Below are 26,379 nucleotides of genomic sequence, written 5' to 3'. Positions count from 1 at the left end.
GCTATTTAAACTTTCATTTTCTGAACGAACTTATATGAATCTGATTAAAACCGCATTACAAAAACCAATAGCCATCATCGTAGTGGTGATGGGCCTCTTGTTTTTTGGTATCAAAGCTACGCGGGATATTAAAATAGATATCTTTCCAGACCTCAATCTGCCGGCCATATACGTATCTCAACCCTATGGCGGAATGTCGCCACAACAGATGGAAGGTTTTATTGCCACTAACTATCAGGCGCTGTTCCTTTATGTAACAGGCGTAAAAGATATTGAAGCCAAGAATATTCAGGGTCTCACCATGATCAAGATCTCTTTTTATGAAGGGACCAACATGGCGCAAGCAGCGGCGGAAGTGACAGCCATGGCCAATCGTGCATTTTCCGCGATGCCGGCCGGTACGCAACCGCCTTTTATCATTCGCTTCGATGCCAGTACACTCCCCATCGGGCAGCTGGCGCTTAGCAGTCCCACTCGTTCCAACAACGAATTGCAGGATTTGGCAATGACGGTAGTACGCCCTTCCTTCAGCCGTGTGGCCGGTTTGACTTCGCCGGCACCTTTCGGTGGAAACTCCCGTACCATCGTGATCCATGTGGATCCGGAACAAATGCGCAGTCATAACCTGACCGCCGACCAGGTAGTGGCCGCCATCAAAGACAATAACCAGATTTCTCCTGCAGGTAACGTACGTATTGGAGATGTTACTTATCTCACTCCCGCTAATACCGTCATACGCACGGTAAAGGAATTTGAAAATATTCCACTGGTAATGGGAGATGGACCTACGGTATTTGTAAAAGATGTGGCCAAAGTAGAAGATGCTGCAGATATCACCAGCAGCTACGCGGTGATCAACGGCAAACGTTCTGTTTATCTGCCTATCATCAAAACAGCAGATGCGTCTACGTGGACGGTGGTGAACAACCTGAAAGCCGCGCTCCCCAATATCCAGAAACTGTTACCGGAAGATGTAAAAATTGACTTCGTATTTGACCAGAGCGTGTATGTGATCAACGCGGTGAAAAGTTTGATCAGTGAAGGCGTAATTGGTGCAGTACTCACGGCATTGATGGTACTGCTGTTTCTTGGCGACCGGCGCAGCGCCTACATCGTGATCATCACTATTCCCGTGTCTATTATCATCGGAGTGATGTTACTGAAACTCTTTGGGCAAACGATTAATATCATGACGCTGAGTGGACTGGCACTGGCCATCGGTATCCTGGTAGATGAATCTACTGTAACCATTGAAAATATTCACCAGCACCTGGAAATGGGTAAAACCAAAGCCCAGGCGGTGTGGCATGCCTGCCAGGAAATAGCATTCCCGAAATTGCTGATCCTGTCGTGTATTCTCGCCGTATTTGCGCCTTCTTTTACCATGGCTGGTGTACCTCGTGCGATGTTCATGCCTTTGTCGCTGGCCATTGGATTCTCCATGATTGCATCTTACCTGTTATCTCAAACACTGGTGCCTATTCTGGCCAACTGGATGTTGAAAACGGAGAAGTTTCAACACCATACACGCCCACATGTTCACAGCGAGGATGTGCATAAAACAGCTGGCTATATAGAAACAGAAATTGCAGATGAAAAACAACATAAGCAAACTATTTCCCGGTTCGACCGGTTTAAACTCCGGTTTATCGGGTGGCTGGAAACATTATTAAAGAGACGGAAACTGGTGATAGGCGCTTATTTCCTGGGTGTTCTCGCCATCGTAGCCTTTAGCATTAGTATTATAGGCCGTGATATTTTACCTAAACTGAATAACGGGCAATTTCAATTACGCCTGAAAGAACCTACCGGTACCAGATTGGAACGGACGGAAACCATGCTTATTAAGTCAACGGAGATTTTGAGGGAGATGGTCGGTGCTAAAAACATCGACATCACCTCCTCCTTTGTAGGTACGCATCCGTCTTCCTATTCTACCAATCCTATTTACCTGTTCATGGCTACCCCTAATGAAGCCGTATTGCAGGTAAATCTGAAAGAAGATTACAAAGTGAATATGGACGAGTTCAAGGAGAAACTACGTAAGCGTATCCATGAGCAAATGCCGGAAGTGAAGATGAGTTTTGAGCCTATTGATCTCACCGACAAAGTGATGAGCCAGGGCGCCGCTACGCCGATTGAAATTGCAGTAATGGGTAAAAATCTGAAAGAAAGTATACCATTTGCCAACAAGGTAATGGCAGAAATGAAGAAGATCCCTTACCTGCGGGATGTGCAGATTAATCAACCGATGAATTATCCTGCCATCCGTGTTAATATAGACCGGGAAAGAGCCGGACAGTTGGGCGTAAGCATTACAGACATCGCTAAATCATTAACCGCATCTACTTCATCCAGTCGTTTTACAGAGAAAAATAACTGGCTGGATGAACGCAATGCCACTTCCTATTTCGTACAGATTGCAGTACCGGAAAATGAAATGAGTAGCCTGAATGATATGGCGGCTATCCCGGTAAGTAAAGGGAAAGCCCGTCCATCACTGGGCGATGTGGCAACATTATCTGTAGATACCGTAGTAGGTGAATATGACCGTATTGGCGCGGTAAGAATCGTTTCTATTGGTGCGAATATTTATAAGAAAGACCTGGGTAATGCCTCTGCTGCGGTAGCCGCAGCTATTAAGCGGGCAGGAGAGCCTCCACGTGGGATCACCGTTGAAAAGCGGGGGTTGATGAACCTCCTGGGCGAAACACTGGATAGTTTGCAATCCGGGTTAGCAGTAGCGATTGTAGTAATCCTGTTATTGCTGGCTGCCAACTTCCAATCGTTCAAAGTAGCGTTGGTAGTGGTGTCTACTATTCCTGCGGTATTGGCCGGTTCGCTTGTAATGTTACTGATCACCGGATCTACGTTGAACCTGCAATCATATATGGGCATTATTATGTCGGTTGGGGTATCGGTAGCGAATGCCATTCTGCTGATTACCAATGCAGAGAAATTGCGGCTCGAAAATCATGATGCTACGAGGTCTGCATTGGAAGGGACTTCCATCAGGTTACGGCCTATTCTGATGACTACTATCGCCATGGTGGCAGGTATGATACCGATGGCCTCCGGCCTGGGTGAAGCAGGGGATCAAACAGCCCCACTGGGTCGTGCCGTAATCGGGGGACTGATTGCCAGCACGTTTGCTTCCTTGTTTATTTTGCCATTGATTTTCTCCTGGGTACAACAGAAAACCAGCGTGAAATCAGTATCACTGGATCCGGAAGATGAAAACAGCCAGTTCTATGTACCAGGTGCAGAACGTGTTTAACCAATTTCAGGTGTATAACTATAATGACTAAACGACATATCAATATCATGAATATAAATAAATACAGCGGGTCGTATCGGGTTATTGCGGCAGCTGCGTTGTTACCCATAGGCTTGTTTTTTGCTTCCTGCCACATTTCCCGGGCAGATGATGAAAACACATCAGAGAACCAAAGCGTACAGGTGAAAATTATTCATCTGAAGAAAAGCTCGCTGGATGGATCTCTTCGCCTGCCGGGAGAAATAAAACCTTTCCAGTTTGCTGATCTGTATGCTAAAGTAAACAGCTATGTGAAAAGTGTGAGCGTAGACCTGGGTAGCCAGGTGGTGGCCGGCCAGGTGCTGGCTACGCTGGAAGCGCCCGAAATGAATACGCAATTGCTGGAAGCGCAATCGCGGCTTCATACCAAAGAAGCGATGTTCCGTGCCAGTCGCGCTACTTACGAACGCTTGCTCAAAACAAGTAAAGTACCGGGTACCATTTCTCCGAACGACCTGGACATGGCTTTCGAGAAAATGAGTGCAGATAGCGCAGAATTATTATCTGCCCGGTCATCTTACCATGAAGTACAACAAATGCTGGGCTACCTGGTGATCCGCGCTCCTTTTAGTGGTGTAATCAGCCAGCGTAATGTGCATCCCGGTACATATGTAGGACCGGCGGGTAAAGGTTCTGATAAGCCTTTATTCAGACTGGAAGAACAACAGAAACTTCGTTTATCCATTGCCGTACCTGAAGTATATACCGACGAAGCTGCTCATGCAGGTGATGTTCGCTTTACCGTGAAATCCTTACCAGGTGATACTTTTACCGCTAAAGTAAATCGTGTTGCCGGTAGCCTGGATGTAAAGCTGCGCTCCGAAATACTGGAAATGGATGTGGCTAACAAGAACGCCAAACTCCTGCCAGGCATGTATGCAGAAGTACATATGCCGATCCCTGGTAAGAAGGATGTATATGTGGTCCCTAAATCTGCAATCATTTCCAACTCAGAAAAAGTTTTTGTAATCAAATCCGTGAATAACAAAGCCTTATGGGTACCGGTAAAAACGGGTAACGAAGCCAACGGCCAGGTAGAAATTTTCGGCGACTTGTCTGATAATGATCAGCTGGTACAGAATGGAAGCGATGAAATCAAAGAAGGCACTGCTTTACAGGCGGCCACAAAATAATGTGTGTTTAAAAGAGGGGAATAGTTTGCGGAAGAAGAATCAACTGGCAAAGGAATCAAAAAAAGGTTAAATGAATCGAGTGATGAAGAATCAATTAATCCGGCCTATATGCAGTAGTGGAAGCAACGATCAACAGCTGGCAAATTATTCCTGATGATGAGCATTACAGCGCTTCTGTAAAAGGAGGCGCTGTTGCTTTAAAACACGAAAGAGAATTGTTGCCATCGTGTAACAGTTGTAGGTTTAGGTAAAACGGCCGGAATACTCTTATTCCGGTTTTTTTATGCCCGCTCCCGCCGGGATTGCGCGCTACTATGATCAGCATTATTTTATCAACGCAGATAAGAAGTATAAGGGCAGTGTTCCGTCTGCCGTAAAATAAAACATCCAAAAGCAAGCCGTCTTACTTTTGGATGTAAATGTATAATGAGGGATGAAATGCTTACCAGTCTTTCTCTGCAGATACCGGTTGTCCCTTCACTTTCTTCGCTTTATCCTGCAACTTCTTTTCTTCCTGGGATAGTGCCTGCAGTAAACGTTCTGCCTCTTGTTTGCTCATTTTGCTGGGCTGAGGCTGAGGCTTTTCCTGGTCTTCTTTGTCTTTATCCTTATCTTTTTGGTCTTTGTTCTGATCTTTATTCTGGTCTTGATTTTTATCTTTGTCCTTGTTCTGCTGGTCTTTGTTTTGATCTTTGTTTTTATCCTGGTCTTTGTTCTTATCGTTTTTATTCTTGTCTTTGTTTTTATCCTTGTTATCTTTTTTATCGTTACCGCCGCCGCCTTGCTGTTGCTTTTTCAGCATGGCCTGCGCATAAGCGAGGTTGTAGCGGGCATCTTCATCGGAAGGGTTTATTTTTAATGCCTGCTTGTAGGATTTAATACTTTCTTCCCACTTTTTATCTTCCATGTAAGTATTCCCAATGTTGTAGTCTGCATCAGATTTTATGCCTGATTTATCGCCCAGTTTGAGGGTGTTGGCATATTGTTTACGGGCGTCATCATAGCGTTTTTGCTGATACAGGGAGTTGCCGAGGTTGTAATTACCGATGGCCGACTGGGCATTTTGTTCCAGTGCTTTTTTATAATTGGCTTCAGCATCAGAGAACTGTTGTTTTTTGTACAGCTCATTTCCTTTGCGGATGTACTTATTGGTGCCGTTTTGTGCAAAGAGGTAGTTGCTGGTGAGCAAGGCTACCATGGTAATAAAACAATATTTTATAAAAATAATTTTCATGCGCCGTTGTGTTAAGCTGCGGGTGTTGCCTTCGGACGTTTAAAACGTACTTCAGGAATAAAAAATTCGATCAGCAGCAATGCCAGGCATATGCCCAGGAAATATTGAAAATAACTGTTGTAATCAGTGAATACATTTTCTCCGAACTCTTTCTGCTCCATGCTATCAATTTTATTCACGAGGGTATTCACTACATCATCGGTATTGTTATCGAGGTGCTGATAAATCCCTCTGCCAGCGGCAGCGATGGATTTGAGCTCGTTTTCATTCAGTTTGGAAATAACGGTATTGCCTTCCCTGTCTTTTTTATAACCACCGGTTTCGGGGTCTGGCAGGGGAGAGCCGGCTACAGAGCCGATACCAATAGTATTGGTGACAGCACCATTGTCGAATGCAGCTTTGGTGTGTTGTATCGCTGTTTCGTCGTGATCTTCTCCGTCGGAGATGATGATCAGGGCTTTATGTTTACGTTCTTTTTTATTGAAAGCATCATCAGACACCTGGATGGCCTGGCCAATAGCGGTACCCTGTGAAGGGATCATATCAGGAGATACCGTGCTGAGATACATTTTAGCGGCGGAATAATCTACTGTAAGCGGCATTTGCAGATATGCATTGCCGGCAAATACAACGAGTCCAACACGGTCATTGTCCAGCTTATCCATTAATTTGCTGATCAACTGGCGGGCACGGGTGAGACGATCTGGTTGCACATCAGTGGCCAGCATACTTTTGCTGACGTCCAGTGCTATCATAACATCCACTCCTTTGCGGGTAATTTTTTCCATGCGGCTTCCCTTTTGTAAGTTGGCCAAACCCACTACACCAAAGAAAAAGGCGAGGAAAATGAGCAGGAACTTTAATACAAACAGTTTGCGGGAATAACCGGTGAAGAGTTTTTCCACCAGCGCCTGATCTCCAATACGGCGTATAGAACGGCGTTTCCACCAGGATACACCCAGGAAGGCCACCTGCAACACCAACAGGAGCACCAGCGCCCATAAATATTCACTATGCTGAAATCGTAACATATTCGACTTTAAGATATCCGTTACCGGTAGTAAACCAGGTAAGATATCAAAAATAATTTTTTTGTTACGTATTGCAAGCCGGGGGAACGGGGTTTTATCGTTTTTTTAACGTTGGTTGGGAGCAGAAGGCGCAAAGCAGAAAGCAAAAAGCTATTATAGCGCATGATCAAAGCAAGTATAACCGCAATGATCATTCGCTATAATAGCTTTTTGCTTTCTGCTTTTTGCTTTCTGCTTACTACATTTCTCCTTTGAAATATCCTGCGTCTGTCAGGATATTGCGGAGTATTTCCATGCGTGCTTTCGGAATGTCCACTTTGGGATCTTCTGTTTCAATATTCAGTACAAAGAAGCAGGGGTGGCGGTTTTCTTCTATCCAGCCTACTATCCAGCCTATTGCATTGTTGGCACCCAATCCTGTTTTGTATGACAGCTCATACTTCGGTGTTTTTTCCATCAGCATCACATCACGAACGCTTTTCATGGTAGTTTTAGCAAAAGGGAGCTGGTCGAAATACAGTTTTTTCACAAAGCCCAGTTCTTCATCTGGTGATATCTGCAGGGAGTTATCCAGCCAGAAAGTGTCTATACGACTGATTTTCATGTTGCCATACTTGATGGAGTCGAGCCAGAGCTGCATGGTAGGTTGGCCAATACGGCGGGCCACTTCCTGGAAGTAAGGCACGGCGGATGCTCTGAAAGCCTCGCCCATGGTCAGATCTTTATTCCATGCAGGGATTTCACGGGTTACGCCGTCCCAGGGAATCACCATGCCGGTATCTTTGATAGCGCCGGTGTGCAGGCCCACCAAGGCATTGAATATTTTAAAGGTGGATGCGGGCGAAAAACGTTTTTTTGCCCTTTCCAGGTTATATACTTTGAACTCGCCCTGGCTGTTATTGAATAACATAAAAGTGCCCTCTACTTTGTATTGGGCAAAATATTTTTCCCAGCTCTTTTCTTCTTTTACATTATTCGGCGCGCAGGCAGCAAGGAACAAACCTATCGCTAATAACATCCAGCCAAATCGTTTCATCAGCATAAAGATTAAATTGTAAGATGCAAAAGTAGCTAAAAGCACAAAGCTAAAAGCAAAAAGCTATTGTGGCGGATGATTATTGCGATATTAATACGCTTTGATCATTCGTCACAATAGCTTTTTGCTTTCTGCTTTTTGCTACTAGGAAATAACGCCCAGTTCTTTACCCACCTTCGTAAAGGCTGCAATAGCCCTGTCGAGGTGTGCTTGTTCGTGGCCGGCACTTAATTGTACACGGATACGGGCCTGCCCTTTAGGAACTACGGGGAAGAAGAATCCGATTACATAAATGCCTTCCTGCAGCAATTTATCTGCAAATTGGGCCGCCAGTACTGCGTCATACAGCATTACGGGTACAATAGGGTGATCACCAGGTTTAATATCGAAACCAGCTTCCGTCATTTTGGTACGGAAGTATTTGGTATTGTATTCCAGTTTGTCGCGCAGGGCGGTTGTTTCGCTAAGCATGTCCAGTACGGCGATAGACGCACCTACAATGCTCGGAGCCACAGAGTTGGAGAACAGGTAAGGACGGCTGCGTTGACGCAGGATGTCAATCACCTCTTTAGGACCACTGGTGAAACCGCCGGAAGCACCGCCCAGGGCTTTACCCAGGGTTCCGGTGATAATGTCTACCCGGCCCATTACGCCACGGTATTCATGCGTACCGCGACCTGTTTTACCCAGGAAACCGGAAGAATGGCTCTCATCTGACATTACGATGGCGTCGTATTTATCCGCCAGATCACAGATTTTATCCAGTTGAGCAATGGTTCCATCCATGCTGAAAGAGCCATCTGTTACAATGATACGGCTGCGGCAGCCTTTCGCCTCCTGGAGCTTCGCTTCCAGGTCGGCCATGTTGTTATGCTCGTAACGGAAACGTTGTGCTTTACAAAGACGCACCCCGTCAATGATGGATGCGTGATTCAGGGCGTCGGAAATAATGGCATCCTGCTCATTGAATAATGGCTCAAATACGCCACCATTAGCGTCAAACGCCGCTACATATAAGATGGTATCTTCAGTACCCAGGAATTTGGAGATTTTTTCTTCCAGCTCACGGTGAATATCCTGTGTTCCACAAATAAAGCGAACACTGCTCATACCATATCCATGCGTATCAATAGCATCTTTGGCAGCTTTCACTACCGCAGGATGTGAAGAAAGTCCGAGGTAGTTATTAGCACAGAAATTCAGTACGGTATTGCCACCAACCTGTATTTCAGCTCCCTGCTCAGATGTAATAATGCGCTCCCTCTTATACAAGCCGGCTTTGTTAATCTCGCCTAATTCTTCCTGCAAGCGGGTGATAAACGGTTTATTCATAAAAATTGTAATATTTAGATTACATGCACCAAAGTTATAGGCAATAAATGTATTACGATTATTTATCGCCCAAATGGGTAACGACAGGATATGCAAAAAGTTTGACCCACGTGTAACATTTAACCGTTGTCCTCCGTCATAGTACTATCATGATTATAAATGCCATGAAATGAAAAGCTGGTTAATCAATCTTAAAAAAAAGATACTAAAAGAGTATACTAGGTAAAGGATTGATCATCAGTTTGAAAGAAACTGTTACTACAACTGTGGGTATGATTTGTACTGACTTTAGAGATGGTGTGGGTAACAAGAATGGAGTTTGTCAATGATGGGTATTAAAGTATTTGTCGGAACTTAGCACTAAAATCCCGCACCACCGGAATGACGGAAAAGGAGTACAATAAATGCGTGGATCTGTATTCGGACAATTTATTCCGCTTTATCGTTAAAAATCTGGAACATGCGGAAGATGCCAGAGACGTAGTACAGAATTCATTCGAAATATTGTGGAAACACTGCCAGGATGTGCCTTTTGAAAAGGCTAAGTCATACCTGTTTACAGTGGGCTACCACAATATGATCGATCATGTACGTAAGGTAAAGCGGATCACCCTGGTGGAACAGTTTAAAGAAGAAGAAAAAGTATCAGAACATAAGATTCATAACGCAAAGGAAGTCATTGAAAAAGCATTGTCGAAACTAAGTGAAGTACAACGGTCGCTGATAATGCTGAAGGATTACGAAGGATACTCCTACGAAGAAATAGGAGAGATGATGAACCTGAATCCCTCACAGGTAAAGGTTTATCTCCATCGGGCCAGGATACATCTGAAAAATTATCTGGTGAAAATGGAGAATGTTATATAGATTTTTTATACTTTTTAAGACGTTAATAATAAATTAGATTTTTGTCAGTAGAGATTAACATATCAAACTACGAATCCTATCTCCTCAGCTACATCGATGGTGAGCTGAATGAGGTAGAACAGGCTGCACTGGAGCTTTTCCTGCAAAAACACCCCCAATTCAAACAGGAACTGGAGCTGCTGGAAGGGGTAAAGATAGTGCCGGACGAAACCATCGTATTTGATAATAAAGCAGCCTTATACAAAACAACAACTGCCGACACAGTTGATTATGAGGAGCTAATGCTGGGTTATATTGACGGGGAACTATCTGTGGAAGAAGCAAGAACACTACAGGTATATCTTGCTAAACACCCTGCCGCCCAACAAGACTTATTACTCCTGCAGGCCACTAAATTAACACCGGATACCAAACTGGTATTTAAAGATAAAGCCTCCTTATACCGGAGTACCGCACGTAAAACTTCACCAATTTATCGCCGTATTGGATGGAGCGCGGCTGTAGCCGCTGCAGTGGCTGGCCTGATCATCTGGCTGTTGCCTGCTGGTCATCATACCCAACAACCTCCGGCTATGGCAGTGAACACACCCACTACCGTAAATACACCTTCGGTAACTAATACACCGTCGCCTGCTACGCATCAGGTTGCGGCCGAGCCAGTAGCAGTACCGGATGTTGCTAACAAACCTAAAGAGGCATCACAAGTTGCGAAAAGTAATAAAACGGTTATCACCCGTGAAAAAGAACCAGCTGTAGCATCAGTACCAGACAAAGACCTGGCTACAACCAATACCCCAAAAGCAGATGTACCAGTCATGTCCCAGTTACCACCACAGCGTAATGCAGTGGATGAATTGGTAGAACAACACCTGCAACAGGCAGAAAATGCCCATATCGCAGCAGTAAAGCCGGAAGCAACCAAAGAACCATTGCTGGCTTCCAACACTAAAATGAATGATAACGCAAGTCAAATAGCTGCAGCCACTACAGCAACCCCAGGTGTACAGGGTGAACTGATTATGTCAGTAAGTGGCAGCGACAGCAAAATTCTCGATAAAGTAACCAATGTAGCGAAGCTTTTTTCCCGTAAGCGGAATAAATAAATTATGGTCACAGCATATGAAGCATAAAATTTTACTCATCTTGTTATTGGTATTATGTGGCGGATGGGCTCATGCGCAAAAGGCAGATACACAAAATACACCAACCCCTCCTGATACAATTCAGATAAAGGGGCTGATCATTATAAAAGGAAAAAACGATAAAGGCCGCACCAGCTATAAGTTTTATAGCGATACAGCCTATGCCCGCCAAAAACTCAAAAAGAACCTGCAAACCAAATGGTTTGTATTTGACCTTGGGTTCAATAACTATATTGACCGGAGCGATTACAGCGGTGCCAGCTTCATCAGCTACTACCCTAATAGTACACAATATTTTAATGGCGCCATGGCGCAGCCGGTGGGAAGACAATATGACTATTCCGCTGCAGGACTGGCAACCTTTGCACCCAGGGAGGCAAGTGAGCCGTTAACACCATCCGAATTCAAGTTAATTACCGGAAAATCAATCAATTTTAATATTTGGATCTTTGAGCAACGACTTAATATAACAAAACACAAACTTAACTTGTTATATGCTCTGGGATTAGAGATGAATAACTATAGGTATGCCCGCAGTATTACATATCTGCCAGGCTATCCTACACAAATAATCAGAGATTCAATAGAATTTTCAAAGAATAAGCTGTTTGCTGAATACATCTCCGTACCAGTAATGCTTAATTTTAATTCTAACCCCGCTCGCCCGAATCGCGCATTCCAGGCGAGTATTGGTGTCTCCGGTGGTTATCTGCTCAAATCCAGAACAAAACAAGTAAGTGCCGAAAGAGGTAAGGTGAGAAAAACCGACGACTTTAACCTGAATAAGTGGCGTTTTGGGTTGACAAGTGAATTAGGCTATGGTCCTGTGAAGTTGTATGCAAATTTCGCCCTGACGGCATTACATGATTATGGGTTACAACAATATCCGTTTTCAATCGGTATCCGGTTGAATGGATTCTAACTTTATTAGCCAGTCCTAAATTGTGTTTATGCGTTCTTTAGTTGCTCTGATGACATGTATTGGTTGTATTGCATGGATTCATTCCTGTGAAAAACGTTTGTTAGGCGTTCGGATCGAGAAAAATAACATACCCCGGTATGATCAGCCACAACAGTTGCCTGTGGCTAGTTTACCCCATAATTTGCCACCTCATTATATCTCAGGGGTAGTGGGCAATGCCGTCACATCGGTTGCTTATGTATCACATAACCGGGCTAAACGACCTAAAAAACAAACCAGTAGAAAGGCAGAACCATCGCTGCTGAACCTGGCATGGGCAAAAAATCCTTATACAATTTATAATACCTATCCCTGATCCATTTTCTTTGATCTCGCTAAGATTATCACCGGTTGAACAATCGGTTGTTTCCCCTTTGCATCTACCGCTCATACAATTCTCTGTTTTTTTCGCGGTATTTATTTTTCACTTCCGGTATATTTGAATACTAATTTTCAAAAAACCAACTATTGTATGAGTCTTAAAAGAGTCGTGTTACTATGCCTGTTTGCCTGCTCATTGAAAACAGCAGGAGCACAGGGGAAATACCAATGGAAGGAAGCTACGTCAGGAGGCTATACCTACCGCTATATTTCCAATGATCCCATGAAGGCGCGTTTTTACACACTCAAAAACGGTCTGACAGTTATCCTGAGTGTTAATAAAAAAGATCCGCGTATCCAGACACTGATCGGCACCCGGGCCGGCAGCGATAACGACCCAAAAGATCACACCGGTCTGGCTCACTACCTGGAACACCTTCTCTTTAAAGGTACCCAGCAATACGGTTCCCTCGACTGGGCAAAGGAAAAACCCCTGCTGGACCAGATTTCTGACCTGTATGACAAATACAATAAAACTACTGACCCGGCTGCCCGTAAAGCCGTTTATCATGTAATCGACAGCGTTTCCGGTGTTGCTGCCAAATATGCCATCGCCAACGAATACGATAAAATGATGTCCGGTATGGGCGCACAAGGTACCAACGCCCACACCTGGGTAGAGGAAACCGTGTACGAAGAAGATATCCCTTCCAACGCTATCGATAAATACCTCACCGTACAGGCCGAACGTTTCCGTGATCCTGTTTTCCGTTTGTTCCATACAGAGCTGGAGGCAGTATATGAAGAAAAGAACCGCGGATTGGACAATGATGGTCGCAAAGTATATGAAACCATGCTGGCGGCCCTGTTTCCAACACATAACTACGGTCAGCAATCTACCATCGGTACTGTCGAGCACCTGAAAAATCCAAACCTGAAAGCCATCCGCCAATTCTATAATGAATACTATGTGCCTAATAACATGGCCGTAATTATGGCGGGCGACTTCGACCCGGATTACGTAGTGAAAGCAATTGATGAGAAATTCAGCTACATGAAGCCTAAGCCGGTAAAGGAATACAAACCAGCTCCGGAAGCTCCTATCAAAGCTCCTATCGTAAAAGAGGTGTTTGGACCTGATGCAGAAAGCGTGGATATCGTTTTCAGAATGCCTGGCGCTCTCGATACCAAATCCAATGTGGTACTGGGTGTACTGTCTTCTATCCTGGAAAATGGTAAAGCCGGCCTGCTGGATCTCAATATCAACAAACAACAGAAAGTGCTCAACGCCAGTGCAGGTGTAATGGGACTGAAAGACTATTCCATTTTCTCCATGAGTGGTAAAGCCAAGCAAGGCCAAACCCTGGAGGAAGTGAAAGCCTTGCTGCTGGGGCAACTCGATATCCTGAAGAAAGGCAACTTCGACGAATCCCTCGTTAAAGCGATTGTTAATAACAGCAAACTGAGCGAATTAGAAGGCCTGGAAAGCAATAACAACCGCGCTAAATCCCTGATGGATGGCTTTATTAAAAGTAAAGGTCAGAACTGGGCATATGATGTGGCTTATGTAGATGATATGGGCACTGTTACCAAAAAGCAACTCGTAGACTACGCCAATAAATACCTCAATGACAACTATGTTATTGTTTACAAACGTAAGGGCGAAGACAAAAACATCCAGAAAGTAGAAAAACCTGCTATCACACCGGTAGAAGTAAACAGAGAAGCACAATCTGCTTTCCTGCAGAATATTGCCGCTATGCCCGCGACTCCTGTGAAGCCACAGTGGCTGGATTACGAGAAGGATATCCAGAAAACTTCTTTAGGCAATACGGATATGATGTACGTACAGAATAAAGACAATGGTCTTTTCCGTTTGTACTACCGCTTTGATATCGGTGCATGGAGCAATAAAAAACTCCCGTTGGCAGCGCAATACCTGCAATTCCTGAGCACAGATAAATATACGTCTGAGCAAATCAGTAAAGAATTCTACAACATCGCCTGTAGCTTTAACGTAGCCACCAGCACTGAAAATACGACTGTAGCCATCAGCGGTTTACAGGAAAACTTCGACAAAGCAGTAGCTTTATTTGAACACATCATTGCTAACTGCCAACCGAACGAAGAAGCCCTGGCTGCCCTCAAAGGCCGTATCCAGAAAGCCCGTGCAGACAATAAACTGAACAAAGGCGCTATCATGAAAGGTGTGATGAACTACGCCATGTATGGTGCTAAAAATCCATTCAACAACCAGTTAAGCCAGGCAGATCTGAATAGCATTACCGCTAAAGAACTGACTGACATCCTGCATGAACTGCCAACTTATAAGCATACTGTCATCTACTGGGGACCGCAAACCTTGACTGCTGCGGCCGCTGATGTGAAGAAATTACACACTTTATCTGCTACATTGAAAGATGTACCTGCAGCTGTGAAGTTTGTAAAAACCAACCAGGACAAGAACCAGGTGCTGTTTGCAGACTACGATATGGTACAAACAGAAGTAAACTGGCTGAGAAACGATGATGTTTATGATCCTGCTCAAACAGGGTTGGTCACCTTATTCAACAGCTACTTCGGTGGCGGTATGGGTTCTGTGGTGTTCCAAACCATCCGTGAGTCTAAAGCACTGGCTTATTCTACCTATGCATTCTATGCTCCGCCAGACAAACAGGGAGAGCGCTACTCAACATATGCTTACGTAGGAAGCCAGGCTGATAAAATGAATGACGCTATCACCGGTATGAACGAGTTGCTGAATGATCTCCCCCGTGCCGACAAACTGCTGGAAACAGCGAAAGAAGGCATGAAACAGGATATTGAAACAGAACGTATCACCAATGATGGTATCATTTTCAGCTACCTCGCCGCACGGAAGCTGGGTTTGAACACAGATATCCGCAAGCAGGTGTATGAGTCGATCGACAAAATGACTTTCGATGACGTGAAGAAATTCCATGAACAGAACCTTGCTCACAAACCATATACTTATTGCATTGTAGCTTCTGAGAAGAAGATTCCTGCAGATGAGTTAAAGAAATATGGAGATGTGAAGAAGCTGTCGCTGGATGAAATTTTCGGTTACTAATTATCGTATCTGAAGTATGAAAAAAGTAAAGGCACTACGCATCTTGCGTAGTGCCTTCGCTTTTTAGAAGAAAGGGTTAAACAATAAACAGTGATTCTCCTACGTTTCTTTATCTGCATATTTATTTAATACTCCTATGAAGAAGTGCTGTCATTATTGGCTGTTGGCGATCCTGTTGCTACTGCCACTTAGTGGATTTATCAACGAATCTGATTTATACAATGTACGGTTAAGTGCAGGCAGCATTGATCCGGACAAAATTTTCCTGCTGATCGATAAAAGTGATTACCGCCTGTACGTATACGAAGATGTGACGTTGAGAAAAATCTACAAAGTGGTATTTGGGAACCGCGATCAAACAGACAAACAAGTAGAAGGGGACCGGAGAACACCGGAAGGTACTTTTCATATTTTAAGTAAAAGAGTAGATAAAAGCTGGAGCCGGTTTATGCTGCTGGACTACCCCAACGAAGCGTCCTGGGAGAAGTTCCATCAGCGGCAATCGGAGGGGCTGGTGTCGTCCGAAGCCGCTATTGGCGGGGCTATTGGTATTCATGGCGTGGAGTATGGCTCCGGTATCCGGGATAATTATGTAGAGAGCAGAATTAACTGGACCCTGGGATGTATCAGTATGAAAAACGCAGATGTGAATGAATTGTATGATGTGATCAAAGTAGGTACACCCGTAGTAATACGCCGGTAAGATTTTTGCAGATAATTCAACAGGTGACTCCCGGCGGCAGCCTGGCGTTGTAATTTAGTAACAGGAAAGGGCAACGGCATCTAGTGGCGCAGTAACACTGCACCATGACTCAAATATACAATCGGCGGGTCAGATCCTGTGAAGAGCGCGCTCCACTCGTATGGTGCGCGCTTTTTTATTGGAGAAATGTGGTGACTTCCTTCATCCATACTGCTGCATCTTTTCCACAGAACGACTGGTGCCCGGCATTAGGGAATATATGTAGTGTTTTTTGCCGCGTGTCTAAATTTGAAAATACAGCCTGTGTTTCTGCCGGCATAACACGAATATCCTGTTGACCGTAGAAATAGAGCACCGGTACTTTTATGTCTTTAGCATAACTTTCCGGCTTAAATCCAGCACCCCAGAAGCCTTGCTCCACTCCACCCCAGAATGCGAGTAGCTGCGATAGTGGCGTAACCGGCAGGTGTACAGCGCGCATCCTGCTTTTTACGGCGTCTGTAAGTGTGGCAAAAGGACATTGAAGAATTATCTTCTGAGGATGTAAACCATACTCTGGTACAGCCTTTAGGATGGCTGCGGCGCCCATACTTACACCCCATAGGATAATTGGCTGTGTAGTTTTCTGATGTACATAGTCCCAGGCCAGCTTTACATCTTCTGCTTCCTTATAGCCTACGCTGCAGGTATGTCCTTCGCTATTGCCATGTGCGCGGAAATCCAGCAGGAACGTATTATAGCCCAATGCCCTGAAACGGTCTGCTTCGGGAAAGAGGGAGCCTTTATTGCCATTGTAGCCATGGAAAAGGATGACTGTGCCCCTGGAATTTTTTACCGGAATCCACCAGCCTTCAAGTTGTAAGCCGTTTTGAGTACGCAGATGCACTATTTCAAAAGGAACAGCCGGGGATTGTGTAGTCACGGATTTAGCGATACGTACGCCAAAAAAGATAATGCCGAGCTTTTCACGGGTGGTCATTTGCTCCGGTTGCTTGTTCCGGCGGCCGTTTTCATCATAAAAGTGGGTGAATTTCCAGGCATGGAAAGCCGCAATGATATTGAGTAAGAGAAACAGCGAAAGACAGACCCAGCCTGTTCTTTTGAGGAAACGTTTCATGCCGCGTTGACATTTATAAAGAAAGGGATGCAGTGGTTCATTCCTGCATCCCTTCACGAAAAACATAAAATACTTTAGAGCTTACCGGTCTTGATTTCTTCTACTACAGAAGGATCGAGTAAGGTAGAAGTATCGCCCAGGTTATCCAGGTCGTTTTCAGCGATTTTGCGCAGGATACGACGCATAATTTTACCGGAGCGGGTTTTGGGTAAACCGCTTACAATCTGGATTTTATCTGGCTTAGCAATAGGTCCGATGATACGGGCTACTGTTTGTGCAATATCTTTTTTAGTCAGTTCCGGATCATGTGTCAGGCGTTCCATGATCACATAAGCGTAGATACCCTGACCTTTGATGTCATGAGGATAGCCTACCACAGCGCTTTCTACTACGCCGGAGTGCATGTTGATAGCATTTTCAACTTCAGCGGTACCAATACGGTGACCACTTACATTGAGTACATCATCTACACGGCCGGTAATTCTATAGTAGCCATCTTCATCCCGCAAACAGCCGTCACCGGTGAAATAGAGGTTGGCGTAAGTAGAGAAATAAGTTTTGCGGAAGCGCTCATGATCGCCGTAAGTGCTGCGCAGCATACCTGGCCATGGGAATTTGATGCAAAGGTTACCGCTAACGCCGTTGCCTTTCAGCTCGTTCCCGTTTTCATCTACCAGTATTGGTTGTACCCCCGGCAGTGGCAGGGTGGCGTAACCTGGCTTTTCTTTGGTGATACCGGCAATAGGGGTGATCATGATACCACCGGTTTCTGTTTGCCACCAGGTATCTACAATTGGGCATTTGCCTTTACCGATATTGTCTTTAAACCAATGCCAGGCCTCTTCGTTGATTGGTTCACCAACACTACCCAGTTTTTTGAGTGAGCTAAGGTCTTTATGATTAACCGGGCCCAGGCCATAGCTCATCAGGCTGCGGATGGCGGTAGGCGCAGTATATAAGGTGTTTACTCTGAATTTATCTACAATTTCCCACAGTCTGCCTGCATCAGGATAGGTAGGTACACCTTCAAACATGAGGGTAGTAGCGCCTGCACTTAGCGGTCCATAGGCAATGTAGCTATGACCGGTGATCCAGCCGATATCTGCGGTACAGAAGTATACTTCGCCGGGTTGATATTGGAAGGTATTCACGAAGGTGTAGTTGGCATATACCATGTAGCCGGCGCAGGTATGTACTACACCTTTAGGTTTGCCGGTAGAGCCGGAGGTATAGAGGATGAAGAGTAAGTCTTCTGCATCCATTTCTTCAGCCGGGCAAGGCGGGTTGCCCATTGTTTCTACCTGTTTAATTTCATCTTCCCACCAGAGGTCTCTGCCTTTCAGCATGCTAACCGGTGTGCGGGTACGGGTACAAACAATTACTTTTTTTACAGAAGGACAGGCCATCAGGGCATCATCCATTACTGATTTTAACGGAATGTCCTTGGCGCCACGATAAGCACCATCGCAGGTAATAACAAGGCTGCATTGTGCGTCCTGTATCCTGTCAGCAATCGACTGCGCACTGAAACCACCAAACACTACGGAGTGAACGGCACCGATACGGGCACAAGCCAGTATAGCGATGGCCAGTTCAGGGATCATACCCATGTATATACACACGCGATCGCCTTTCTGTACACCATTATTCTTCAGTACATTGGCAAACTGGCAAACCTTATTATAGAGGTCGCGGTAAGTGATAATGCGATGATGTTCTTCCGGATCATTGGGCTCCCAGATAATAGCGGGTCTGTTACCCAGTGTACCTAAATGACGATCCAGACAGTTTTCTGTGATGTTCAGTTTTGCACCGGTAAACCATTTGATTTCCGGATCCTTAAAATTCCAATCTAATACTTTATCCCACTTGCGGCGCCAGTAAAAATGGTCTGCAACGTTGGCCCAGAAGCCTTCCGGGTCAATCACACTTTGTTGATAAGCCTGCTGATAATCTTCAATACTCTTGATCTGGTATGGGTACGACATAGCACCGTAATTGTTTATTGGTTAAGTACAAGCATTTTCCTAACGGGGTTTAAATTTAAGAAAAACCAGATGTTTTAGTAGAGATAATCTAAAAAATCATGTTAAAAGCAGATTATTTTTCAACATATGATTGCAGGTATTTGTAAATCTCTGCATCCTGTGGGTCACGTCTGTCGGCTGTTTTCATGAAGCGTTTATAGTGGATAATGGCCTGTGGTTTATTTTTTAGTTGTACATCATAAATACGGCCAATGCCGTATTGGCGCACGGGTTTATGAAAAAGATAGAAGGCAGTATCCAGGTTGGCAACTGCTGCTTTGTATTGATGCAGTCCTTCGTAATTAGCGGATTTACCACCGTAATAGCTATCAAGACTTTTAGAAGTAGCCATGTCAATGCAGGCACTTAATAATTCATTGCTGGCCTCATAATTTTTCAAAGCAGTATATGACAGTGCGGCGTAGTACATAATGTTTTCTGACTGCGCCCTGTTGGCCTGCATGTATTCGTAAACGTTAATACATGGCTGATATTTCTTCAGTGTATACCATGCGGCTGCTACAATGCTGAAGGTGTTGGGAGAAATCACTTTCATATCCATGAGTTGTGTGCCCAGGGCGGTGCAACGGAGATAATCTTTCAGGAACCATGCAGACCTTACAGCTGTCATTACTACGGAAGCCTGCGTGGAATCTTTTTGTAAAAAAGCCCGGAGGATGCTATCTGCCAGTGCATACTGTTCTTTGGCTATCCATTCTTCTCCCAGGCGGGCAGTTACTTTAGGATCAGCAGGATTAAGTAGCCAGGCTTTCTGCAACCATGCAAAGGCGCTATCCTGCTGTTGCGCAGCGAAGCCGGCAAAGCTGAGTTGCTTATACGCCGTGGCGTTGGTGGGCTGTAACCGGATGATTTCAAGATAATGTGGAATAGCAAGTTGTGGAGCGTCCATTTGCAGGCAGATGGTGGCGAGGTATTGATGAGCGGGAATATTGTTGCTATCGAGCTGCAGCACTTTTTCATATTGCGTAACTGCATCTTTTGTTCTACCGGAGAGATAATAAGTGTATCCAAGCAGTGATAACTGGGATACGTTGTTATCTGCCACCCTGGGTTGTAAATAACTGATGGCGCTTTCATATTGTTGGTTCTGCAGGTATTCCATTAACTGGGTGCGGTCTATGCTTTGCTGGCAGAATGCGGGTGGTGTGGCTGTGACCAGGAGTAATATATAAAGAAGGCGGGTTAGGCAATGATGCATAAAAAGAGTTTTATAATCTTAAAACTAAGAATTTAGTTTTAAAAAGAAAAACTTAGTTTTCAGTTTTATTGGTAGTTATTTAAAAAAGTAAAGCCTTGTATACCTGGGGTAGGTTACAAGGCTTTACTATTGCAAGCATACTTAAGGAATGCGTTTTTACAGAACAGGGGATGAAGGACTTCCGTAGTTATCAGGAGAGTTTTTTATATTTCTCAAAGTATTCATCGCCTGCTGCATACACTTCTTCCATAATCTCAATAATTTTTTGCTTCTCGGCATTGCTGAGTGCGGGAATAATTTTCCCTTTCTCGTTAGGATTGGGCTTATCTCTTCCGCGCATTTTGCGATAGAACGTGGGGGTGCTCCAATTGCATTCTTCACATACCCTTTCCCGGAAAATAATTGGGAGTGCAGAAAGCTTGGTGTGGATGTCCAGCAGAACATTGATTGGTTCTTTACTCATAGAAGGTAATATTTACTGTATGATTGGATATGGTTAACAACAGCATTTGTGTCAGAATGAGCATGTTTAAAACGTACGATTTTAGTGTAAGCAAATATATTTATAATCATGCAATTTATAATTATAAAATTTTACTTTCAAGAAAAAAAATGATAATTCATGTAATGTAGTGTGGCAGGCTGTTTGGGAGGATTTTGTTTCTGTTATTTTGAGCTGTTTAGCAGATAATTGATGTGTATATTTTACACAACAAATGTCATGTATTTTAATACTATTCTCAATGTGGTTTTTCGGTGTTCAAATTGAGAAATATTTATCATTGCTTTTTTGCGTATACACATCACAGTTAGATAGGCCGATGGTTAGCCAGGGCTGTTTACAGACTTATATTTTTTTCGTTAAATTGATATTTTTATTTACAAAATGAAATATTAATTGTTAAATTATACGATAATACGACAGGCATAACCTGTATGTAGCATCATAATTTAAAATGAAAAGGGATGCAGTCGAGCCTGATACACATGGGACACCGGTTGAAACAGATTTTGAAGCAGAAGAAAATTAAAATAGTGGACTTCGCTGCTATGGCTGGTTTCACCAACCAGATCGCACACTATCACCTGCGTAAAAGTGACATGAAAAGAGCCACCATGGAGCGCTTTTGTGCACTTATTGGCATTACTTCCGATGAATTTATGAGATGGAGCGGGGCTATGCAGATCACCAATGGGAAAAGTATCCATCACGGGGAGCGCCTTCAGCATATCATTGCGGAAAAGGGGCTCAATAAAAGTAAACTTGCTACCCGGCTGGATATGAGCCGGCGCACTATGTACAACCTCTTTGAAAAAGAAACCTTCTCGCCTGATGAATTGGACCGCGTGGCTAAAGGGCTGGATATGAGTGTGGATGCTTTTCTGAATCCCGGCATACTCCAGGAGTCCAGGAATACAGACAGTGAAGAAATGATGTTGTTAAGAGAGAAATATTATAAACAGCTGGAAGAATATAATCAGCTGTTGAAAAGTCATGCCGCACTGCGGGATGAACTGGTACAAACAAAAAAAGAGTTAACCGCCTGTCGCAAACAAAATCATTCAAAATAGGAAATGTGTAACGGTATGCCAGCAATGTTTAGCCCATTTCTACTATTAACAGGCTTACCCGGAGAACGCAGCAGGAAGCTGCAATAAGATGCAATATTCCCCAGGTAAGCGGTTACCTCACACTGCTTCCACATTATTTACTGCAAAAAAAGCAGCCACTTCTTCCCAGTTATTTACCCGTTGGTAAGCCGTCAGAGGTAAGTTATGCGGAGCGGTAAACAGGAGAGGAGTGCCCTTAAAAGAAGCCAGGTTTTTGTCGTGGTCATCAATCATGTAATCAGCTTCCACAATAGTTTTGGAGCCGCAGAATACGATATTGCGCCAACTGATAAAAGGAAAGTGCTCATTCAGCCATTCCAGCTTTTCTGCTAATGACAATGGAAACTCCATTGCAGCAGATACTATAAATACTTCATGTTTTTCTGTCAGGGCTTTTACCACTTCCTGACTACCGGCCATTACAGGAATGTTCCGGAAAAATCCTGGTTGTCTCAATAAATAATGAGCCACCCCTTCCGGTAAGGCACTACCTTCTGGTACGTTATTCATACGTTCCGGGTCTATCACCTCACCATACTCTTTGGCATATACATCCAGCAGGTGCTGTGTAAGGTCTGCCATTACATTGTCCATATCAATTGCTATTCGTGCCATATTTTGCTGTTTCTTGCAAACTTATGCCATATTTCGCAAATTATTGCAAAATATTTCATAATATTGCAGAAAATAGCATGAGTATGTTGAAAGAGGAAAGGTTGGATTACATCCTGAAAAAGCTGCAAACAGATCATAAAGTGTTGCAGGCGGAGCTGAGCAGCGATCTGCAGGTATCTGAAGACACCGTGCGCAGAGACCTCGAATCCTTAGCGCAGAACGGGCAGCTGATCAAAGTAAGAGGGGGTGCTATCCCGCATTCGCCGAATCCTTACTCTTTTATGGAACGTATCCAGTATCATGAAGATGATAAGAAACAGATGGCGCTCAAAGCGTTGACTTTCTTGCACAATGGACAAACCATTATGCTGGATGGTGGTACTTCCACCTTAATGCTCGCTAAATTATTTCCTCCTAACCTGCATATCCGGGTGATCACGAACAGCGTACCTATTTTGGCGCAGTTGATAGAACACCCTGCCATTGAATTAATTTTTACCGGTGGATTAATTGGTAAAGAGGCCAGAACTGCCGGTGGCATGGATACCATCCGCATGCTCGAAAAATTACGGGCAGATATTTGCTTCCTCGGTATTTGCAGTTTGCACCCGGATGCGGGCGTAACCGGGCTGGATCTGGGCGAAGCAGATGTGAAAAGTGTGATGATGGCATCGTCCAACAAAAGAGTAGCGTTGGCAACCAGTGACAAAATGGGGACAGCAGAGCCTTTCAAGGTATGCGATATCACATTACTGGATACCATTATCACGGATAATCCGGACCTGCCTTCATTGAAACCTTATAGCGACCTGGGTATACAGGTAATTTAATCCGTTTAATTTTTATCTTACCGAAGATGTTACAGGATGTACCGATGGTGATGATTAATAAAAGAGCCACCCGTATTGCGGTAAGTGCTTTATTTTTTCTTACCGGTTTATGTTTTTCCAGCTGGGCTTCCCGGATCCCGGATATCCAGCAAAGTCTGCGCCTCAACGACGCAGGATTGGGTAGTTTATTACTGGCGCTGCCCGTAGGCTCTATGATTGCATTACCCTTAACAGGTGTGTTGATATCTAAATATGGCAGCCGTCAGATGTTACTGATTGCGGCAGCAGCCTACGCAGCGGTATTGCCTACATTGGGCCTGGCGCACACTGCCTGGGAATTGAGTATTCTCCTGGTGATTTTCGGTTTTTGCGGCAACATGGCTAATATTTCCGTGAACACGCAGGCGGTTGGCGTAGAAGCGATGTACGGTCGGTCTATCATGGCTTCCTTTCACGGTTTATGGAGCGTGGCAGGATTTACCGGTGCCGCCATTGGTACAGCCATGACAGGCTTCCATATGGCACCGGTGTACCATTTTTTAATCATTGCCGGCATCTCCTGGACGCTCCTGTTGTTGACTATGAATCACCTGGTATTGCGGGTACCTAACGAAAACAAGGTGCCGTCTTTGTTTGCAAAGCCGGATAATTTCCTGCTAACACTAGGCATTATTGCCATGTGTTCTATGATCTGTGAAGGAACAATGTTCGACTGGGGCGGAGTATATTTCAGAAGAGTATTATTAGTAAGAGAAGGGTTGTCTGGTGCCGGCTATGCCGCATTTATGAGTACCATGGCTTCCGGACGATTCATAGCAGATTACCTGACCACGAGATTTGGAGTTAAAAAAATGCTGTTGTTAAGTGGCTCACTTACCGCCACCGGCTTAATAGTTGCGGTTATTTTTCCTTATTTCTTCCCGGCGATGTTTGGATTTATGTTAGTAGGTGCCGGTGTTTCTGCAGTGGTGCCGCTGGTTTACAGTGCTGCCGGAAAGTCCACCACTATTGCACCTGGTATGGCACTGGCTACCGTATCTACCATTGGCTATATGGGCTTCCTGTTTGGCCCTCCATTGATCGGATTTGTGGCACAGGCTACCAGTCTCGGTGTGGCCTTTACCTTGATTGCCGTAATGGGAGCAGCTATTGCGGTCATGTCTTCCAGGATAAAAATATAATACTTACACAGCCACTGCGCCGTTTATACGGGGCAGTGTGCTGAATGATATTTCTTCTTCCCGATGATCTATCACCAGCCAGTAAGCATCTTTTTGCAGCACTATGGATGGTTGCTGCATGCTGGCGAGCGCAGTGAGCAAGACTTCCGGCGAATGATCAAAAGGTATAAATCTTACCAGCGGGTGTATGCCCTGCTCATTCAATGGTGCGTTCAGCAACGCTTCTCTTGGTAGAAAATTCAATTCATTAATGGCCAACTCCATGGCTACAATTTCCCGCAGATAAGGATTGATGAGGATTCCTGCATCTATTTGCTGTAGTAAGAATTCACCAAAGAGCGTGATTTCCCGCTTAAATTGTAAATCAGATTTTTGTTGTACCTGCCAAAATGTTTCTGCCTGCGAAACCAGCGCCGGGCCTAGCAAAAAGCAGGTATAGGGAAGCATCGTATAAATAGGTGTAATCCTGTTTACGCGATACAGCGTACAACTAACAGACATCCCAGGTTGATGTACGACTGCCTGCAGGCGGGCTTTTTCGCGATCCGTCAAATCGTATCGCGGTAGTATATCAGCCGGGTTGGTACGCATTTGCAGGCATAATTGCGGGGAAGCAATCAAATCTGTCAAAGCCTTCTGAAAAGATAAGAGTGACATATGTTTCAGGTATGATAAAGGTGCCAGGCTGCTTTCGCCCGGTTAAGTTCGCGTGTAATTCCGTCGAACTGCAACAGGTGAAAGTAAGATTCGTGAAACTCGAAAGTGATGCCGCATAAATTAGGAACTAACGGTAACGTATAATCGAGTAGGTCCCAAACTGCCGGTGGGCAAGGCCCTGCATGAGAATCAGTATACATGCCACCCAGTTCATTGCCGCCGGCAATATGAATTTCAATCACTTTGTCCAGTTGTAGTTGTGTGATAAATTCCTTTGGGTCAAAGTGATGATTCACGGCGTTGGTATATACGTTGTGAATATCAAGCAGTAGCCCGCAAGACGTATCATTTGACAGTTCATTCAGAAACGCCGTTTCGCTGAGTTCCTGGTCAGGCAGGTCAATGAAGTATACATTATTCTCCACCAGGAAAGGGGTAGGAATGGCGCGTTTAATGGCATTAATTCTGCCGCCGATCATGTCCAGTACTTCGTAATCGTAAGGTACAGGAACAGCCAGGCCAGCGTTGTGTTCTTCCTGCTGATCGTTATGTACTTTTACAAACGACAGGTGATCGCTATGCCATTTGAATCCATAGCGTTGATGCCATTCTTTCATTTTTTCCAGGTAGGCTTTATCGAAGATGCCGGCGCTGCCAAGAGAGTAGGAAATATTGTGCGATGTTAACGGGTAGTGGGCGGCTATTTTATCCAATACATTCATCCAGGATTCAATTTCTTCAAATCGTTCCGGTTGGCCATTGCCGCGGTCTGTCCAGAACATATCCGGGATGATTTCTACATAGTCGCAGCTATCCGGGCAAGCCTGCAGGTATAATTCAAGCGAAGGGTTGTAAAGCAATCCTACGCCCAGTTGTGGGATGGTTTGCTGATAAAGATGTCCTACCCTCGCAGATGATATGACTTGTGACATGGGAGAGAAGATTTAGTAACCGT

At 44.5% G+C, this 26,379-nt stretch carries 22 protein-coding genes; 11 read left to right on the top strand and 11 right to left on the bottom strand.

Annotation, left to right across the window (positions count from 1 at the left end; translation table 11 throughout):
• Positions 1 to 34: 34 nt before the first annotated feature.
• Positions 35 to 3,277, top strand: a complete 3,243-nt coding sequence (locus J7623_RS24870; RefSeq protein ID WP_291925632.1) for an efflux RND transporter permease subunit — start codon at positions 35 to 37, stop codon at positions 3,275 to 3,277.
• Between the two features lie 47 nt (positions 3,278 to 3,324).
• Complete coding sequence (locus tag J7623_RS24865; protein WP_291925629.1) at positions 3,325 to 4,449, top strand: efflux RND transporter periplasmic adaptor subunit; 1,125 nt, start codon at positions 3,325 to 3,327, stop codon at positions 4,447 to 4,449.
• Between the two features lie 442 nt (positions 4,450 to 4,891).
• On the opposite strand, the gene J7623_RS24860 is transcribed toward J7623_RS24865, so the two are convergent.
• The 4 genes from J7623_RS24860 to kbl all read right to left on the bottom strand — a co-directional run bounded on the left by J7623_RS24860 (position 4,892) and on the right by kbl (position 9,082).
• Complete coding sequence (locus tag J7623_RS24860; RefSeq protein WP_291925626.1) at positions 4,892 to 5,683, bottom strand: tetratricopeptide repeat protein; 792 nt, start codon at positions 5,681 to 5,683, stop codon at positions 4,892 to 4,894.
• Positions 5,684 to 5,694: 11 nt separating this feature from the next.
• Positions 5,695 to 6,714: a VWA domain-containing protein gene (locus J7623_RS24855; RefSeq protein ID WP_291925596.1), complete on the bottom strand. Its 1,020-nt coding sequence runs from the start codon at positions 6,712 to 6,714 to the stop codon at positions 5,695 to 5,697.
• A 238-nt stretch (positions 6,715 to 6,952) separates the two neighbouring features.
• Complete coding sequence (gene blaOXA / locus J7623_RS24850; protein WP_291925594.1) at positions 6,953 to 7,750, bottom strand: class D beta-lactamase; 798 nt, start codon at positions 7,748 to 7,750, stop codon at positions 6,953 to 6,955.
• A gap of 144 nt (positions 7,751 to 7,894) precedes the next feature.
• Positions 7,895 to 9,082: a glycine C-acetyltransferase gene (gene kbl, locus J7623_RS24845; RefSeq protein WP_291925591.1), complete on the bottom strand. Its 1,188-nt coding sequence runs from the start codon at positions 9,080 to 9,082 to the stop codon at positions 7,895 to 7,897.
• Between the two features lie 381 nt (positions 9,083 to 9,463).
• On the opposite strand from kbl, the gene J7623_RS24840 reads away from it, so the two are divergent.
• The 6 genes from J7623_RS24840 (at position 9,464) to J7623_RS24815 (ending at position 16,167) form a co-directional block, all read left to right on the top strand.
• Complete coding sequence (locus J7623_RS24840) at positions 9,464 to 9,949, top strand: RNA polymerase sigma factor (RefSeq protein WP_291925588.1); 486 nt, start codon at positions 9,464 to 9,466, stop codon at positions 9,947 to 9,949.
• 41 nt (positions 9,950 to 9,990) lie between these two features.
• A complete protein-coding gene (locus tag J7623_RS24835; RefSeq protein ID WP_291925585.1) occupies positions 9,991 to 11,052 on the top strand; it encodes a hypothetical protein in 1,062 nt (353 codons plus the stop codon).
• Between the two features lie 16 nt (positions 11,053 to 11,068).
• The gene (locus J7623_RS24830) at positions 11,069 to 12,013 is read left to right on the top strand and encodes an outer membrane beta-barrel protein (protein WP_291925582.1); all 945 of its coding nucleotides are present in this window, start codon (positions 11,069 to 11,071) and stop codon (positions 12,011 to 12,013) included.
• A 28-nt stretch (positions 12,014 to 12,041) separates the two neighbouring features.
• Positions 12,042 to 12,368, top strand: a complete 327-nt coding sequence (locus J7623_RS24825) for a hypothetical protein (RefSeq protein ID WP_291925579.1) — start codon at positions 12,042 to 12,044, stop codon at positions 12,366 to 12,368.
• 156 nt (positions 12,369 to 12,524) lie between these two features.
• The gene (locus J7623_RS24820) at positions 12,525 to 15,464 is read left to right on the top strand and encodes an insulinase family protein (protein WP_291925576.1); all 2,940 of its coding nucleotides are present in this window, start codon (positions 12,525 to 12,527) and stop codon (positions 15,462 to 15,464) included.
• A gap of 136 nt (positions 15,465 to 15,600) precedes the next feature.
• Positions 15,601 to 16,167, top strand: a complete 567-nt coding sequence (locus J7623_RS24815) for a L,D-transpeptidase (RefSeq protein WP_291925573.1) — start codon at positions 15,601 to 15,603, stop codon at positions 16,165 to 16,167.
• Positions 16,168 to 16,342: 175 nt separating this feature from the next.
• On the opposite strand, the gene J7623_RS24810 is transcribed toward J7623_RS24815, so the two are convergent.
• The 4 genes from J7623_RS24810 to J7623_RS24795 all read right to left on the bottom strand — a co-directional run bounded on the left by J7623_RS24810 (position 16,343) and on the right by J7623_RS24795 (position 20,993).
• A complete protein-coding gene (locus tag J7623_RS24810) occupies positions 16,343 to 17,284 on the bottom strand; it encodes an alpha/beta fold hydrolase (RefSeq protein ID WP_291925569.1) in 942 nt (313 codons plus the stop codon).
• Between the two features lie 74 nt (positions 17,285 to 17,358).
• Complete coding sequence (acs, locus tag J7623_RS24805; protein ID WP_291925565.1) at positions 17,359 to 19,272, bottom strand: acetate--CoA ligase; 1,914 nt, start codon at positions 19,270 to 19,272, stop codon at positions 17,359 to 17,361.
• Positions 19,273 to 19,384: 112 nt separating this feature from the next.
• Positions 19,385 to 20,530, bottom strand: a complete 1,146-nt coding sequence (locus J7623_RS24800) for a hypothetical protein (protein ID WP_291925561.1) — start codon at positions 20,528 to 20,530, stop codon at positions 19,385 to 19,387.
• Between the two features lie 190 nt (positions 20,531 to 20,720).
• Positions 20,721 to 20,993, bottom strand: a complete 273-nt coding sequence (locus J7623_RS24795) for a hypothetical protein (protein WP_291925559.1) — start codon at positions 20,991 to 20,993, stop codon at positions 20,721 to 20,723.
• 503 nt (positions 20,994 to 21,496) lie between these two features.
• On the opposite strand from J7623_RS24795, the gene J7623_RS24790 reads away from it, so the two are divergent.
• The gene (locus J7623_RS24790) at positions 21,497 to 22,102 is read left to right on the top strand and encodes a helix-turn-helix transcriptional regulator (RefSeq protein ID WP_291925555.1); all 606 of its coding nucleotides are present in this window, start codon (positions 21,497 to 21,499) and stop codon (positions 22,100 to 22,102) included.
• A 117-nt stretch (positions 22,103 to 22,219) separates the two neighbouring features.
• Here J7623_RS24790 and J7623_RS24785 read toward each other — a convergent pair whose 3' ends face one another.
• Positions 22,220 to 22,756: a 5'(3')-deoxyribonucleotidase gene (locus tag J7623_RS24785; protein ID WP_291925552.1), complete on the bottom strand. Its 537-nt coding sequence runs from the start codon at positions 22,754 to 22,756 to the stop codon at positions 22,220 to 22,222.
• A gap of 83 nt (positions 22,757 to 22,839) precedes the next feature.
• Here J7623_RS24785 and J7623_RS24780 point away from each other — a divergent pair, with 83 nt between their 5' ends.
• Together J7623_RS24780 and J7623_RS24775 are read left to right on the top strand one after the other, a co-directional pair.
• Positions 22,840 to 23,586 (top strand): DeoR/GlpR family DNA-binding transcription regulator, encoded by a 747-nt coding sequence (locus J7623_RS24780; protein ID WP_291925550.1) that lies wholly within the window; start codon positions 22,840 to 22,842, stop codon positions 23,584 to 23,586.
• A 26-nt stretch (positions 23,587 to 23,612) separates the two neighbouring features.
• A complete protein-coding gene (locus J7623_RS24775; protein ID WP_291925547.1) occupies positions 23,613 to 24,767 on the top strand; it encodes an MFS transporter in 1,155 nt (384 codons plus the stop codon).
• Between the two features lie 3 nt (positions 24,768 to 24,770).
• Here the strand turns inward: J7623_RS24775 and J7623_RS24770 are convergent, their stop codons facing one another.
• Positions 24,771 to 25,424, bottom strand: a complete 654-nt coding sequence (locus tag J7623_RS24770; RefSeq protein ID WP_291925544.1) for a hypothetical protein — start codon at positions 25,422 to 25,424, stop codon at positions 24,771 to 24,773.
• A 5-nt stretch (positions 25,425 to 25,429) separates the two neighbouring features.
• Positions 25,430 to 26,356 carry a DUF692 family multinuclear iron-containing protein gene (locus J7623_RS24765; protein WP_291925541.1) on the bottom strand — a complete coding sequence of 309 codons (927 nt, stop codon included), beginning with the start codon at positions 26,354 to 26,356 and terminating at the stop codon, positions 25,430 to 25,432.
• Positions 26,357 to 26,379 lie beyond the last annotated feature (23 nt).

The organism is Chitinophaga sp. (assembly GCF_017745275.1).
In the GTDB taxonomy this organism is placed as follows: Bacteria; Bacteroidota; Bacteroidia; order Chitinophagales; family Chitinophagaceae; genus Chitinophaga.
The sequence above is the reverse complement of the archived record's forward strand: the minus strand, read 5'-3'. Positions and strand labels throughout refer to the sequence as shown.